General features: G+C 61.9%; 14 protein-coding genes. 5 read left to right on the forward strand and 9 right to left on the reverse strand.

Annotated elements, in window-relative coordinates; all coding sequences use genetic code 11:
- The first annotated feature begins 271 nt into the window (after positions 1–271).
- From ACP7C6_RS01890 to ACP7C6_RS01905, 4 genes are read left to right on the forward strand one after another with little or no spacing between them, the layout of a single operon-like run.
- Positions 272–976 carry an ABC transporter ATP-binding protein gene (locus tag ACP7C6_RS01890; RefSeq protein WP_028616846.1) on the forward strand — a complete coding sequence of 235 codons (705 nt, stop codon included), beginning with the start codon at positions 272–274 and terminating at the stop codon, positions 974–976.
- Complete coding sequence (locus ACP7C6_RS01895; protein ID WP_236318406.1) at positions 973–2190, forward strand: ABC transporter permease; 1218 nt, start codon at positions 973–975, stop codon at positions 2188–2190. The genes ACP7C6_RS01890 and ACP7C6_RS01895 overlap by 4 nt, the downstream gene beginning before the upstream one ends.
- Positions 2183–3661 carry a TolC family protein gene (locus ACP7C6_RS01900; protein WP_426108189.1) on the forward strand — a complete coding sequence of 493 codons (1479 nt, stop codon included), beginning with the start codon at positions 2183–2185 and terminating at the stop codon, positions 3659–3661. Before ACP7C6_RS01895 ends, ACP7C6_RS01900 begins: the two co-directional genes overlap by 8 nt.
- Positions 3651–4898, forward strand: a complete 1248-nt coding sequence (locus ACP7C6_RS01905; protein WP_028616849.1) for an efflux RND transporter periplasmic adaptor subunit — start codon at positions 3651–3653, stop codon at positions 4896–4898. Before ACP7C6_RS01900 ends, ACP7C6_RS01905 begins: the two co-directional genes overlap by 11 nt.
- Before the next feature lie 10 nt (positions 4899–4908).
- Here the strand turns inward: ACP7C6_RS01905 and ACP7C6_RS01910 are convergent, their stop codons facing one another.
- From ACP7C6_RS01910 to ACP7C6_RS01940, 7 genes are read right to left on the reverse strand one after another with little or no spacing between them, the layout of a single operon-like run.
- A complete protein-coding gene (locus ACP7C6_RS01910; RefSeq protein WP_426108190.1) occupies positions 4909–6300 on the reverse strand; it encodes an FAD/NAD(P)-binding protein in 1392 nt (463 codons plus the stop codon).
- 12 nt (positions 6301–6312) lie between these two features.
- Complete coding sequence (locus ACP7C6_RS01915; RefSeq protein ID WP_028616851.1) at positions 6313–7080, reverse strand: ABC transporter ATP-binding protein; 768 nt, start codon at positions 7078–7080, stop codon at positions 6313–6315.
- Positions 7081–7083: 3 nt separating this feature from the next.
- Entirely contained in the window at positions 7084–8424 is a 1341-nt protein-coding gene (locus ACP7C6_RS01920) for an ABC transporter substrate-binding protein (protein ID WP_068931661.1), read from the reverse strand.
- Between the two features lie 21 nt (positions 8425–8445).
- A complete protein-coding gene (locus tag ACP7C6_RS01925; RefSeq protein WP_028616853.1) occupies positions 8446–9495 on the reverse strand; it encodes a branched-chain amino acid ABC transporter permease in 1050 nt (349 codons plus the stop codon).
- A 4-nt stretch (positions 9496–9499) separates the two neighbouring features.
- On the reverse strand, positions 9500–10381 hold the full coding sequence (locus ACP7C6_RS01930; RefSeq protein ID WP_028616854.1) for a branched-chain amino acid ABC transporter permease: 882 nt from the start codon (positions 10379–10381) through the stop codon (positions 9500–9502).
- Entirely contained in the window at positions 10381–11151 is a 771-nt protein-coding gene (locus tag ACP7C6_RS01935; RefSeq protein ID WP_028616855.1) for an ABC transporter ATP-binding protein, read from the reverse strand. Before ACP7C6_RS01935 ends, ACP7C6_RS01930 begins: the two co-directional genes overlap by 1 nt.
- Positions 11148–12050, reverse strand: coding sequence for an AMP-binding protein (locus ACP7C6_RS01940; RefSeq protein WP_311892919.1), 903 nt, complete (start codon positions 12048–12050; stop codon positions 11148–11150). The genes ACP7C6_RS01935 and ACP7C6_RS01940 overlap by 4 nt, the downstream gene beginning before the upstream one ends.
- A 343-nt stretch (positions 12051–12393) precedes the next feature.
- Between ACP7C6_RS01940 and ACP7C6_RS01945 the strand changes: the two genes are divergently transcribed.
- Positions 12394–13281: a hypothetical protein gene (locus tag ACP7C6_RS01945; RefSeq protein WP_311892921.1), complete on the forward strand. Its 888-nt coding sequence runs from the start codon at positions 12394–12396 to the stop codon at positions 13279–13281.
- Positions 13282–13341: 60 nt separating this feature from the next.
- Here ACP7C6_RS01945 and ACP7C6_RS01950 read toward each other — a convergent pair whose 3' ends face one another.
- A complete protein-coding gene (locus ACP7C6_RS01950) occupies positions 13342–14730 on the reverse strand; it encodes an LLM class flavin-dependent oxidoreductase (RefSeq protein ID WP_311892923.1) in 1389 nt (462 codons plus the stop codon).
- Positions 14730–15056: an acyl-CoA dehydrogenase gene (locus ACP7C6_RS01955; RefSeq protein ID WP_028616859.1), complete on the reverse strand. Its 327-nt coding sequence runs from the start codon at positions 15054–15056 to the stop codon at positions 14730–14732. Before ACP7C6_RS01955 ends, ACP7C6_RS01950 begins: the two co-directional genes overlap by 1 nt.
- Positions 15057–15065 lie beyond the last annotated feature (9 nt).

Genomic DNA, 15065 nt, shown 5'->3' on the forward strand with positions numbered 1-15065 from the left:
CATATGATCGAAAGCCTTGGCCGACGGGCTCGTCGGAGGCGGGCAAGCGGGTTTTGTTCAACCTCCCGCGCTCTTGGGGCAGGCCTTTTCCCAAGCTGAAACCGCTCTACATCGACGGCTGGCGAAGCGGCTGGAAGGCGGTTAGTATTCAAACAATATTTTAAAAACAAGAAACAAAAACCGGTCCATGGCGCACCCTGAGGCGACCCCTAACTTGTTACAAGGCTTTACCGGGGACGATGACGACGGCGTCGAGACTGAAGGCGTATTCATGACAGATACCCCCGCGCACCCAGGCTTGATCTCCCTGCAAGGCATCGGCAAACACTATCTGCTGGCCGGGCAGCACCTGTCCATTCTCAATGATGTGTGCCTGTCCATTGCCCGCGGCGACAGCTGCGGCATCCTCGGCGCCTCCGGCTCTGGCAAAAGCACGCTGCTCAATATCCTTGGCCTGCTGGACCTGCCCAACTGCGGCCAGTACCACTTTGCCGGCCACGATATCTTCAACGCCACGCCCGATGAACTGGCGGCGATCCGCAATCAGCAGATCGGTTTTGTGTTCCAGAGCTTCAACCTGTTGCCACGCCTCAGCGCCCTGGACAATGTCGCCCTGCCCCTGAGTTATCGCGGCGTATCGCGTCATGAGTCGGTGGAGCAGGCCTTGCGCATGCTCGAACAAGTCGGCCTGGCCGACCGCGCCCACCATCGCCCCGCCGACCTCTCCGGTGGCCAGCGTCAACGCGTCGCCATTGCGCGGGCACTGGTGGGCAAACCCTCGGTGATCCTCGCCGACGAACCCACCGGCAACCTCGACAGCACCACGGCCCAGGACATCATGGACCTGCTGCTGGCGCTGAACCGTGAACAACAAGTCACCCTGATCATCGTCACCCACGACCCCCACATCGCCGAGCGCCTGGACCGCAAGATCCTGGTGCGTAACGGCGTGGTGCAAGAGGCCGGGCGCCCATGATCGAGCGGGTAAAGAGCAGCCTGCGGGTTGAACAGAACCTCAGCCAAGTGCTGCATGAAGCGTTCGTCAGCCTGCGCACCCTGGGCAAGCGCTCGATTCTGGCCTTGCTGGGTATCGTGATCGGCAGTTCGTCGGTGGTGGCGCTGATCAACATCGGGCATAACGCGTCGGTGGATGCCGCGATGATCTTCAAGGACATGGGCACCGACACCCTGATCGCTCAGTTCCCCCCCAAGGGCGCCAGCACTGTGCCGATGCCCGCCCGCCTCGACCTCGACGCCATGCGCCAGACGGTGCCTGGCATAGCCCATATCGGTGCTCTCACACTGTTCAGCGGGCCCATCGTGTTCCATGGCCGTACCGCCAACGCCAACTTCGTGGGCAGTACACCGGACATCAAGGATGCGATGCGCCTGGTGGTGCAGCGGGGGCGTTTCCTGTCGAGCTTCGATGTCAACGAAACCTACGGTGTGATCGGTGACCAGGTGGCCCAGTCACTGAGTGCGCCGGGCGACTCCTTGCAAGTGGGCGATCGCGTGCGCATCAACGACTACCTGTTCCTGATCGTGGGCATCCTGCGCAGCCAGCCACGGGCGATGCTGATGCCAGTACAGGCCAACGAGTCGCTGTTCATTCCCGCCGAAGGCATGCGCCGCATCTATGCAACACCGCAGATCGGCAACCTGATCATTCGTGCAGCGCCCGGGCAGGACATGGAGCGCGTCGCCAAAGAAGCGGTCGCCGCGCTGAAACCCCAACTCCCCGACCACGATGTGGACATCCAGGTGCCCCAGCAAATGATCGATGGCATGACCCGGCAAAGCCGCACATTCGCCTACCTGCTGCTGGCTTTGGGCGCGATCTCACTGGTGGGCGGTGGTGTGGGGGTGATGAACGTGATGCTGATGAACGTCTCTGAGCGCCGCCGCGAGATCGGCATCCGCATGGCCCTCGGCGCCCGCCAGCGGGATATCCGCAACCTGTTCCTGCTCGAAGCCGTGACCCTCACCGCCGTCGGCGCCCTCTGCGGCGCGGTGCTGGGCATGACCGCTGCCTGGTTGTACGCCTGGCTGTCGGGCTGGGCGTTTGCGCTGGCGGTGGCCGCCTTGCCGCTGGGGGTGGGCAGTACCTTGCTGGTAGGGTTGTTCTTCGGCATCTACCCAGCGGTGTCGGCCTCACGCTTGCAGCCGGTGGAGGCCCTGCGCGATGAATAAATGGCTCTGGCTGGTCGCATTCTTCAGCCTGCCCGGCACGGCCGCCGACGTGGTGATCAAGCCATCGGCGCCCAGTAGCACCCGCAGCGGCTATGACCGCAGCGTCTCGTTGAATGCTCAGGTCACCAGCCTGACACTGGGCGATGCGGTGTACCTGGGCTTGCGCAACAACCCGGCGATCCGCAGCGCCTACCTGCAACGGGTGGCGCAAAAGTTCGACCTGCGGGTGGCCGAAGATGTGTTCAACCCCAAGCTCACCCTCAACAGTTATTACCGCACCAACCGTGGCTCCGCCGACAACACACGCAATGCCAACCTCGCGCCGGCCACCAGCCTGCTCAGTGAATACGGCACGCGCCTGAGCATGGCCTGGACCCAGCAACTGAACACCGCCGACCGCGCCGGCCGTTACCGCAGCGACGGCCTCGACCTGGCGATCATCCAGCCGCTGTTGCGTGGCGCTGGCTGGGACGCCACCACCGCGCCGCTGCGCCTGTCGCGGTTGTCGGAACAGGCCAACCGCCTGAACCTCAAGGCCACCGTGGCGCAAACCATTAGCCAGATCATCGCCACCTACCGCGAACTGCTGCGTGCCCAGGAGCAACTAAGCATCGTGCAGGACGCCCTCAAGCGCTCTGGCACCTTGCTGGAGGTGAACAAAGCGCTGATCAATGCCGGGCGCATGGCTGAGTTCGAAATCGTGCAGACCGAAGCCGATATCGCCACCCAGCAACTCGGCGTGGAAGAAGCGCAGAACCAACTGGACACCAGCCGCCTGGCCCTGCTGCGTCTGCTGGCCCTGGACCTGTCCACGCCGGTTCGCGCCACCGAGGCCCTGGAGGCCCGGCCCATGCAGGTCGACAAGCGCCAGGCCTTCAACCTCGCGCAGACCCAGCAGCCGGAATACCTGGCCGCGCTGCTCGGCAGCCAACAGGCCGACCTCAACCTGGTGATCGCCAAGGATTCCGGGCGCTGGCAGGTGGACCTGGTAGCCGGTGCCAATCAGATACGGGCCAACACCGATAACGACGCCGGCCGCTCCACCAACCGCACCTGGGACAGCTACGCTGGGGTGCAGGTGCAAATCCCCATCGGCGATATCAGCACGCGCCAGGCCGAAGTGCGTGCGCGGGTGAATGTTGAGGATCAGGAGATCCGTATCACCGATGCGCGCCAGGAGCTGGAGCGCAGCGTCAACAATGTGGTGCGCGACCTCGGCACCCGCTGGCGCCAATATGAAATCTCCCAGCGCGCCGTGGAGCTGTCGCGGCGCAAGATCGAGATCGAGCGGGAAAAACTCAGCGCCGGACGCTCCACCAACTTCCAGGTGCTGAGTTTCGAGACCGACCTGCGCAACGCCGAGAACGCGCAGCTCAATGCGCTGATCGCTTATTTGAACGCCCAGACCCAGCTTGACTTGACCCTGGGCATGACGCTGGAAAGTTGGGAAATCGCCCTCAATGACTACTAATCAGAAACGCCTGCTGGGCGCTGTACTTATCCTGTTGCTGGGCGGCGCGGGCCTGGCCTTGCGCAGCCCGGCCTCCAATCCCGCTGGCACCACCGAACAGTGGCTGGCCATCAAGCCCGACGCGCTGGTGCACCAGATCGGCCTGGTGGGCAAGATCGAACCCGACACCACCATCACCCTCACCGCGCCGTTCGACGGCAACGTGCAAGCCAACCTGGTGGAGCAAGGCCAAAGGGTCGAGGCCGGCCAGGTGCTACTGCGCATGGACCCGGCCACCCTGGAGGTGCAACTGCGCGAGGCCCTTTCCGCCCAACTCAAGGCCCGGCGCACCGTGCAAGAAATGCAGGACTGGGACAACGGCCCCACCGTCAGCCGTGCACGTCGCAGCTTGCGCACGGCGCAAATGACCGCCGGCAATACCCAGCGCAAACTCACCGAGAGCGAAAACCTGTTCCAGCGCGGCATCATCCCGCGCAACGAACTGGACGACCTCAAGCAGCAGACCCAGCAACAACAACTGGACCTCGCCTCCGCGCGCAGCGAACTGCAGCAGGCCCTCGACCAGGGCAAGGGCGAATACCGCCAGATCGCCGACATGGAACTGACCAATGCCACGGTCAAATACGACGCCCTGCACAAGCTGCTCGAAGGCCGGGAAATCAAGGCGCCGTTCTCCGGCATCGTGGTGCCGCCGCCCGGCAACAACTCACCCCAGGCTGGCGGCAACAACACGGCCCCGGTGCAGGCCGGCAGCAAGGTCAGCCAGGGTCAGGTGCTGTTTGGCCTGGCGAACATCGAACGGCTTAAAATCGTCGCCAAGGTCTCAGAGCTGGACATCAACCAGTTGCATCAGGGCCAGGCGGTGGAAGTGCTGGGGGATGGGTTTGACGGCGAGCGACTGAACGGCTCGGTCAGCGTGGTGAGCGGCTTGGCGATGGCCGGTGACGGCCAGGGCAGTGCGCAGTTTCCGGTGACCTTGTCGATCCCCAAGCTCACGCCGCAGCAGTTGCAACGGGTGCGCCTGGGGATGAGCGCGCGGTTGACCATCGTGACTTACAACAATGCGCAGGCGATGGTGATTCCGAGCCAGGCGATAGGGCCGGATATGACGGTTGAATACCGTGAGGCGATGGATAAGCCGGTGGAGCGGGTGAAGGTGACGACCGGGCAATCGACCGCCCTAGGCGTCGAGGTCTTCGGCCTAAAGCCCGGTTTCGTGAACACCAACCCCCTGTAGGAGCCGGCTCCTACAGGGTGAGTCGTGCCGCCAGGGCCTTGGCTTGCAGCGCCACATCCGTCACTGCCGTGCTTTCCCACCACATCCCCCGCAAGGGCGGGCCCATGGCGAACAAGCGCTGGCTGACCTGCCCCTGGGCATCCACCACTGCCCCCGACGTATCCGCCGCAATCCCCAGCGCCAAGGGCCCAGGCTGGATCAGCCCACGCTTGAGCAATTGCTGGGGCAACGGCCGGGCCACGCGGCGCCAGTCGTATTCGATACCGCTGGAGTTGATCAGGGCCGCGCCGCAAACCCGCTTCACCGCCTGCTCGCCTCGGTGACGCACACCAATGGTCACGCCCTCGACCGAAGGTTCCAGGCCTTTGAACGACGCCGCCTGAATCCGCAACCGTCCTTCTTCATGCAACCGCGCCACCAACTGCGCGCTCAACGGCGGCGAACGGTGGTGATGGCTTTCCCACCACGGCCGCACATGGCGCACGAACTGACGTTTTTCGCGCTCACTGGCCTGGCTCCACAGCCGGCCGATATGCGCACGCACCGTGTCCAGCGGCGCCTGCCAATCGATGCCCTGTGCTTGCGCCATAGTGCATTGCCGACGCACCTCGCGGAGTAATTGCCGAGGGCTACGCAGGCGGTGATCTTCGCCAAGGAAATCCACCCAGTTCGGCGGCTGCCGACGCACATGGGGCAACAGGCCGTGGCGCGAGAAAATCTCGATGGGCCCGCGATGCCCAGCCTGTTCCAGGGACACCACGGCATCAACCATGGTCAACCCGGAACCGATGATCAGCACCGGCGCTTGCGGGTCAATCGCGGTCATGGCTTTCACATCCCAGGGATCCACCGCCGCCGCGTTCAACCCGCTGGACTCGGTCTGCGGCGTGCGCGCCGCCGGGAACATGCCGGTGGCCAGCACCGCAAAACCGCCGCGCAATTGTTGGCCGTCATCCAGGGTGAGCAGTGCTGAACCTTCGTCCACCTGCAGGTCAACCCCCTCAGCACGCACATGCTCGACGCTGGAGGCAGACTGCGCCTTCGCCTCGGCCAAGCGTTGCTGGGCGTACAAGCCAAATATCCCGCGCGGCGGGAACAATTCGCTGATCGGCACGTGCTGCTGGCGCGACTCCGGCCAGCCGCCTGCGCCAATGTACTCGGTGAGCCATTGGGTCAAATCGTCGGCATTGTCCGGGTCGACACTCATGCGCGCCGCATTGCCGTTCAGGGTGTGGCCCAGTTCGACAGCACTGTAGGCCTCGCCCCGGCCGAGTTCGCCACGCGGCTCGATCACCAGGATCCGGCGCCGACCCGGCAGGCGCAGCAGTTGCACGGCCAGCATCGTGCCGCTCAGGCCGCCGCCGATGATCAGAACATCAGCGTTGCGGATGGATTCAGTCATGCAGAGTCGCCCTTACTGTTTGCCCAGGTAAATGTCATGCAAGTCGCCCCGCGCCAACAGCTCAGCGGCGCTGCCGCTCAAGGCCACGCGGCCAGTATCCAATACGTAGCCGTGGGACGCATAGTTCAGTGCGACATTGATGTTCTGCTCGGCGATCAGGAAGCTCACCTGCTGCTCACGATTGAGCTGCGCGATGATCTCGAAAATCTCCTGCACGATCATAGGCGCCAAACCCATGGACGGCTCGTCGAGCAGTACCAAAGTAGGACGCGTCATCAACGCCCGGCCGATGGCGACCATCTGCTGCTCGCCGCCCGAAGTGAGCCCGGCGCGAGTGTGGCGCTTGGTCTTGAGCCTCGGGAACCAGGTGTAGAGGCGCTCCAGGTCCTGTTCCATGTCCTTGCGGCTCAAGCGCCGCACGAAGCCGCCGCTGCGCAGGTTGTCTTCCACCGTGAGTTGGCCGAACACATGACGGCCTTCCAGCACGTGGACCATGCCCTTTCGCACGCGCTGGCTGGGATCGACACCGGCCAGGTCCAGGCCTGCATAGTCGATCACACCTCGGCTGACCTCCGCTCGCTCGGCCCGTACCAACCCCGAGATCGCCTTGAGCGTGGTGCTCTTGCCGGCGCCATTGGCACCGAGCAAGGCGACGATGGCGCCCTTAGGTACGTGCAGCGACACCCCGGCTACCGCCAGGATTGCGCCGTCGTAGATCACTTCGATGTCGTTGACCGTCAACAGTGAAGGGCTGGCGGATTCAGCAGCGAGCTGGCTCATGCTTTATTCATCCCCGGTGCAGGTGCGCGGCGTCAGGCCTTTTTCCTTGGCGAAAGCGGCGGACTTTTCATCGATCAACGGACGCAGCAACGCGCGGTCGGCAGCGATCCACTCGCTGATCAGCGTCCAGTTGGCGCCATCCCACTGCTGCACCCGCGCCGAACCGCCGCCTTCGTGGTCGCGGCACGACAGCTTGAGGTTCTGCATCAGCCCCAGGTAGCCCATGTCTTTCAAGCGGGCGTCGTCGATGTTCAGGTGTTCCAGGCCCCAGCGGCCCTCTTCGCCATTCAGCGGACGCTTGCCGAACTTGGCCTGGCCGGTGCGAATCGCTTCCACCGCCACAGCGGCGTTCACCAGGCCGGAGTTGTAGTAGACGCTGCCGAAGTTCTTCAGGTCCTTGAGGTCGCTGTGGCCCTTGTCGAGGATGTATTGCTTGAGGCGTTTGTGGATTTCGAAGTCAGCACCCGCCGGATAAGGGGTGAGCGCCAGGTAGCCTTTGGCCGAGCTGCCTGCGGGCAAGACGTCTTCGCTGGAACTGGCCCAGATGTCGCCGATGATGTGGTCCACCGGGAAGCCGAAGCGCGCGGCAGTCTTCACCGCGACCGGGGTGGATACGCCCCAGGTACGCAGGAACACCCAGTCCGGGTTGGCCTGGCGCACCTGGCGCCATTGCGCGGACTGTTCGTTGCCGGGGTCAGCCACTGGAATCTGGATGTTTTCAAAGCCGTACTTTTCCGCCAGCAATTTCAGCGGGCCGAGGGTTTCGCGGCCATAAGCCGAGTCGTGGTAGACCGTGGCGATTTTCTTGCCCTTGAGCTTATCGAAACCACCCTCGCGCTGGGCGATGTAGTTCACCAGGGTCGACGCCTCGCTGTAGAAGGTCAGCATCACCGGGAAGTTGTAGGGGAACACCGTGCCGTCGGTGGCTTCAGTGCGGCCGTAGCCGAGGGTGATCAGCGGGATCTTGTCCACTTCCGCGCGCTCGCTCAGGGCATAGGCTGCCGGTGCGCCGTTGGGCTGGTACACCGCGACCGGCGCGCCATCCAGGCCATTCTTGAAGCGCTCATAGCACTCGATGCCCTTCTCCGCCGTCCACTCGGTCTCGCACTCCTGCCACACCAACTTGACACCGTTAATGCCGCCTTCGACCTCGTTGATGTAGCGCAGGTAGTCGATCATCCCAGCCCACACCTGCACGCCGCTGGACGCGTAGGCGCCGACGCGGTAGGTGGCCAGGGGAATGAATTGCTGGTCCGGCGAGGCCATCGCCTGGGGAACAGCACCGGCCAGGGCGGCCAGCGCAAATGCAGCGCCGACCAGGGAATGTTTCAAGGATGCACGCATGGGAATTCTCTTGAGGGAATGTTAGAAACGCAGCGGCCATTGCCGCACACGGTCACGCAGGTTGTGCAACAGGCGAATCAAGCCCTCGGGTTCCTTTATGAGGAACACGATGATCAACACGCCAAAGATGATTTTCTGCAGGTTCTGCAACTGCCCCGCATCCACTGAACCGCCAAACAGCGCCTGCCCGGCATGGCTGAGGAAGATCGGCAACAGGCTAATGAAGGCCGCACCGACAAAGTTGCCGGCGATGCTGCCCATGCCGCCGATAATGATGATGAACAGGATCTGGAAAGAGCGATTGATATCGAAGCTGCTGGCGCTGGCCGTGCCCAGGTAGGCAAAGGCCCACAGCGCGCCGGCGATGCCTAGGTAAAACGAGCTGACCGCAAATGCCAGGCGCTTGTAACGCACCACCGGAATGCCGACCACGGCGGCGGCGGTGTCCATGTCGCGGATCGCCATCCAGTTGCGGCCGACCTGGCTGCGCACCAGGTTGATCGCGGTCCAGGTCAGCAGCAGCACGGTGACCAACGTCAACAGGTAACGGCCCAGCGGGGTATTGAGGTCATACCCGAAAAGCGAAAGCTTCGGCGCGGAGATGGTCCCGGAGGAGCCGTAGTTGTAGAACCAGGGGAATTTGACGAACAGCCACTCCAGGAAAAACTGTGCGGCCAAGGTGGTGACCATCAGGTAGAAGCCCTTGATCCGCGAGCTGGGCAGGCCGAACAGCAGGCCAACCAACGCGCTGATAATCCCGCCGCCGAGCAGCGCCACCGGCAAGCCCAGCTCCGGCAGGCGCAGTAAAAACCCGTAAGTGGCAAATGCGCCAACAGCCATGAAACCCGCGGCCCCCACCGAGGTTTGCCCAGTGTAGCCGGTGAGCAGATTCAAGCCCAACCCGGCCAACGAGAGCACTAAAAAAGGTATCAGGATCGCATTGAGCCAATAGTCATTGCCCCACAGCGGCACCACGACAAAGGCCAGCGCCAACAGGCCAATCAGCCCCCAGGGAATGCGCCGCTGGATCAGCAGCAACGGGGCGGTGTCTTGAACAACGGGAATCGACATGGTTTCAGACTCGCTCGATGGCGCGCTCGCCGAACAGGCCGGCGGGACGGATATACAGGAAGGCCAGGGCCAGTACGTAGGCGAACCACGGCGTGATGCCGCCGCCGATCAAGGGGCCGATATACACCTCGGCCAGGTTCTCCGCCGCGCCGACGATCAACCCGCCGACAATCGCCCCGCCAATCGAGGTAAAGCCGCCGATGATCAGCACCGGCAAGGCCTTGAGCACTACCAGCGACAACGAAAACTGCACCCCTTGGCGCGCGCCCCACAGGAGCCCCGCCACCAGCCCGACAATCCCGGCCACCGCCCAGACGATCTGCCAGATACGGTTGAGGTTGATACCGATGGACAGCGCAGCCGTGGTGTCATCCGCCACCGCGCGCAGCGACACACCGATGCGGGTCTTGTTGAACAGCAGCGCCAGCACCGTCACCAGCACCACCGCAGCGGCCGCGGCGATCAAATCGAATTGGCTGAGCATCAGCGGGCCGACGAACAGCGGCACGTCGTCGATGCCCAGGTCGAGGGCGCGCACTTGGGACCCCATCAAACCCTGGGCCAGGCCTTCGATAATGAACGACAGGCCCAGGGTCGCCATGAACAGCGTGATCTGCGAGCGGTTTACCAGCGGCCGCAGAACCAGGCGCTCGATGAGTAACGCGCCGACGATCATCACGATCACAGTCAATAGCAGCGCCAAGGCAAACGGCACGCCCTGGTCATGCAGGCTGACAAAGGTCAGCGCGGCGAACAGCAGCATCGAGCCCTGGGCAAAGTTGAACACGCCACTGGCCTTGTAGATCAGCACGAAACCGATGGCGACCAGGGAGTACATGGAGCCGGCGAGCAGACCGCCGAGCAGGGTTTCAAAGAAAAACGTCATCAGTGCACCACTCCCAGGTAAGCCGCGATCACTTCGGGATTGGTCTGCACGTCGGCGGGCGTGCCGTCGCCGACCTTGCGCCCGTAATCGAGTACCACCACGTGGTCGGACAGCCCCATGACCACGCCCATGTCGTGTTCGATCAACACCACGGTGGTGCCGAGGTCGCGGTTCACGTCGGCGACGAAGCGCGCCATTTCCTGTTTTTCCTCAGCGTTCATGCCCGCCATGGGTTCGTCGAGCAGTAACAGGCTGGGCCCGGCGATCAATGCCCGGCCCAACTCGACGCGCTTCTGCAGGCCATAAGAGAGGTTGCCCACCAGCACATCACGCTGAGCTTGCAACTCAAGAAATTCGAGAATGCCCTGGGCGCGCAGGCGGAACGCTTCGGCTTCCCGGCGTGCGCGGGGCAAACCCAGGGCCTGTTCGATAACGCTGCTGCGCATATGCCGCGACAGGCCGGTGAGGATGTTGTCGAGCACGCTCATCTTCTTGAACAGCGCGTTGTTCTGGAACGTACGGCCAATGCCCCGGCGTGCAGCACCCAGCGGGTCGATGCGATGGAAGTGCTGGTCTTCGAAGACGATCTCGCCAGCATCGAAGCGATACACGCCGTTGAGTACATTGAGCAATGAGCTTTTACCGGCACCATTGGGACCGATCAGCGCGCAGATCTCGCCGCGCGCCACCTCGAAGGACAAGGCATTGATCGCCTTGACGCCCTTGAACGACAGCGAGATGTCCCGCACCTGGAGAATGGCTTGGCTCATGCGATGTCCCGTTTGAATTGCGCCAGCCACACCGGCGAAGGGGTGGATTTGAGGGGTTGCCAGATGTAAGCCAGGCGCTGAAAGCCGAGCAGCTTGCGCACACGGTTTTTCAACAGGCAGCGCAGGCCGCTTTGCGGGTGGGCGATGGCCCAGTCGCATAGGCGTCGCCGCCAGGTACCATGAGGCGCCAGGCGGCTTTCGATCTCATCGGCCAGGTGCTGCAACCGTGCAGGCGACAACAGCAAGCCGGTGGGGGCGACTTCGCTGCGATCGCGCCGCGCCGAGGCCAGGCTTTCCGGAAAGGCCAGGCCATGGCCGCTGTTCAGCCATTGCTCCAGCACTACCGCCAAGCCGCCCTGCCAGTGGGTGCCCTCTTCGCTCCACAACGCGGTTTCGCCGCTGGGTTGCCACCAGCGTACGAGGTGTTGCGCCGGGTCGATCGGGCCGAGCAACTGGGCAAAATCCAGCAGGTTGGCCGACTGCCAATGCCGCACTTGCTGGCGGTCCTGGGTGTAGGCATGGGTGGGATGGATGCGCCATAAATGTTGTTGCAGCGCTTCGGGCTCCACGTCATCGGCCAGGGTCAGGACTTGCCCGCCGATGGCTTGAGCCGCAAGAGCCAACAGCAACAGGTTCGGCTCGAACGCCCCGCTGAGGGCCAAGCGCGATTGCTCGTCAAAGCCCTGCTGACGCAAGCCATCGGCCAGACGTTCCACATCCCGCAAGGCGTCGATCCAGCGCCACGCATACCACTGGCCCTGGCGCTTGTGGCGCAAGGCAGTGTGCAGCGGCGTGATCTGCGCCCAGTGGTGCAATTGTTCCAGCGCCTTGGGTAGGTTGCCGAGCAGTTCGGCGGGCCATTCCAGGGCCAGCGGACGTTTGAGTTCGTGCACGCTCATAGGGGTAGTGCTCCTAATGGGGTGATGTGCGTGCGGTGGTCCGCTGGCCGACGGGATTTAACTAGCTATTGCAGAAGTCGTGCCTATACAAACTTCCAACGTATTCAATGGGTTATAAGCCCACAAAGAATTTGCGAAGCGTGCTGAGCGAGCAAAGTGTGTATTCAGTGTTGCGAGAGCAACACCTCAGCCCTGCATCGTCAGTGACTCACCGCAAACACATTCGCTATAAAAAACAAACACCTTAAACCTGTCATTACTGACAGTAGACGCCCCCTTTAAAGAGTATTAATTTTCAAAGCCATATAGACGTAGTTGTCGAGACACTAATGAGGAAATCGCGATGAACACCCTTGATCAATTAAGCCCCAAAAATACCGAAGGCAGTTGTACTGCGGAGATTCTCGGCGATCCGGACTTCAAGACTTTTACCGCCGACCAAGTGACATTCGTCGAAGATAACGTATACAAGCGGTGGAGAATAACGACCCAATCATCCACAGCAGACGGTCACCAAGAACTCACCGCTTACATCCCTTTTTCCGAGAGTATTGCCAACAAGGAATTCAATATTGTCAGCAACCCCAATGGCCCCGATCAAATGTCGATGGTCTGGGTAAAACGAATAAATGGTGGCATTGATCAATACTTTGGTATCGAAGGGAAAGCCATTGTCACTCTTGATACCGGTGCAGCCACATTAACTGCCAGCTTCGACTTCAAAGCTGAGAGAAACCCCGAACATGTCCACATCAAAGGCAAGTTAAGTGTCAAGGGTTTAGATCACGATACGGGTTCAGTGACCGCCGAGATAACAGGCGATGCCGAGGCACGTTACAAATCCACTGAAGTCAGTCTGACCCATCAGCCTGCCTCTCGTACCTTTCCGCCTAGCTTTGCTGGATGGTCGCGCCATTACACACCCCGACCCGACGTTCGAGATTTGCGCATCAGTCTATCCGTTGCAGATAATCTAAAATTGGGTACTTACACAGTCACCGAAGACAGTAGGGAGGTGAGAGTTATTTTTTTCGATATCAATAATGGGCTTGGCTACTGGGCAACCGAAGGCCGCGTAACACTACTTAAAATGCCGGCAGAGAACGCTACCACTGGTGAGCTGGAAGCCCGCTTTGAGTTCAAAGCGAAGGTTACTCTTGTAGACGGTACAGAGCAGACCGTTTGCGCCACTGACGGACACCTGCACATTAAAAAACAAGTGGTTGCGTGAATGCGTTCATAGGCTTGCTGTTTTGTCGTCAGCAAGCCCTGTCGCACTATCCAGTACGCATTACGCTGGCGCATAAGCCTCCTTTTTTAAGTTCCGATAGCCACTTCCAGGGTGCACCTCAGGCAACCGTGCACCCTCGCCAAACAGTTTTTCACGTAGCGTGCCTTGGGCATATTCAGTTTTGTAGACGCCGCGTTTCTGCAGTTCCGGCACCAGCAAATCGACAGCATCGATAAACGTCTCGTGAGTTAGCGCATAGGCTAGGTTGAACCCATCCACATCCGTCTCTTCCACCCACTCCTGCAGCAGATCCGCCACGGTTTCCGGACCACCGACAAACAGCGGGCCAAAGCCGCCGATGCCGACCCAATCGGCCAGCTCGTTGGGCGTCCAGACCTTGTTCGGGTCTGCCGTGGAAAAGGCTTCCACCGCCGATTGAATGGCGTTGGTATGCACATGCTTGAGCGGTTCATCCGGTTTGAACTGGCTGAAGTCGATACCGGTCCAGCCAGAGATCAGCGCCATTGCGCCTTCGTAGCTGACGTAGGATTTGTATTCGTCAAACTTGGTCTTGGCCTTGGCGTCGGTCTCACCGACGATCACCGTCTGCAGGTTGAAGATCAGGATTTTCTTCGGATCACGCCCGGCCTCGGCGGCACGACGGCGGATGTCGGCAACGGTCTTTTTCAGCAGCACCTTGGACGGCGCCGCGACGAACACACACTCGGCCTGCTCGGCGGCGAACTGCTTGCCACGGCTGGACGCACCCGCCTGATACAGCACCGGCGTACGCTGCGGCGACGGCTCACACAGGTGAATGCCGGGCACCTGGAAGTGTTTGCCGACATGGCGGATCTCGTGGATCTTGCTCGGGTCGCTGAAAATCCGGCGCTCGCGGTCGCGCAACACGGCGCCCTCCTCCCAACTGCCTTCCCAGAGTTTGTAGCAGACCTCCAGGTACTCCTCGGCATAGTCGTAGCGCGCGTCGTGTTCGGTCTGGGCTTTCTGGCCGAGGTTCTTGGCGCCGCTTTCCAGGTAGGAGGTAACGATGTTCCAGCCAATGCGGCCCTTGGTCAGGTGATCCAGGGTGGAGAGGCGACGGGCGAACGGATACGGATGTTCGAACGACAACGAAGCCGTCAGGCCAAACCCCAAGTGTTCGGTGACCAACGCCATCGGCGCGATCAACGACAGCGGATCATTGACCGGCACCTGCGCCGCCTGGCGAATCGCCGCGTCGCCGTTGCCGTTGTACACGTCGTAGATGCCCAGCACGTCGGCGATAAACAGGCCGTCGAACTTGCCGCGCTCAAGGATCTTGGCGAGGTCGGTCCAGTATTCCAGGTCCTTGTACTGCCACGAACGATCACGCGGGTGCGCCCACAGGCCGGGCGATTGGTGGCCGACACAGTTCATGTCGAAGGCATTCAAGCGGATTTCACGGGACATCAAAGCACTCCGTTGAGGTAATAGTTGCCGACGATCTGGTATTTCCAGCGCAACGGGTCATCGAGGCTCGACGGCAGTTCGGTGCGTTGGCCGGTCAGTTCGAATTCGGCGTTGCTCGCGGCAATGAGGGCTTCGGCGGCGGCGATCTGCGCTTCGGTGGCGGCCACCGGGCTGGGGTGGGTTTCAGCGCGTTCCAGCAGGGCGGCGGCCACGTCGACGCGGATTTGTAGATCGCCGAAGCGGCTGATCACATAGGGGTCATCGCTGGTCTCGACGTGGCGGCGGGTGCTGTCCAACAGTTGGCGCGCAAGGCTCAGTGCGGTCATGGTCAATCC

The sequence above is a fragment of the Pseudomonas sp. TWR1-1-4 genome, assembly GCF_049897165.1.
GTDB classification, from domain to species: domain Bacteria; phylum Pseudomonadota; class Gammaproteobacteria; order Pseudomonadales; family Pseudomonadaceae; genus Aquipseudomonas; species Aquipseudomonas canadensis.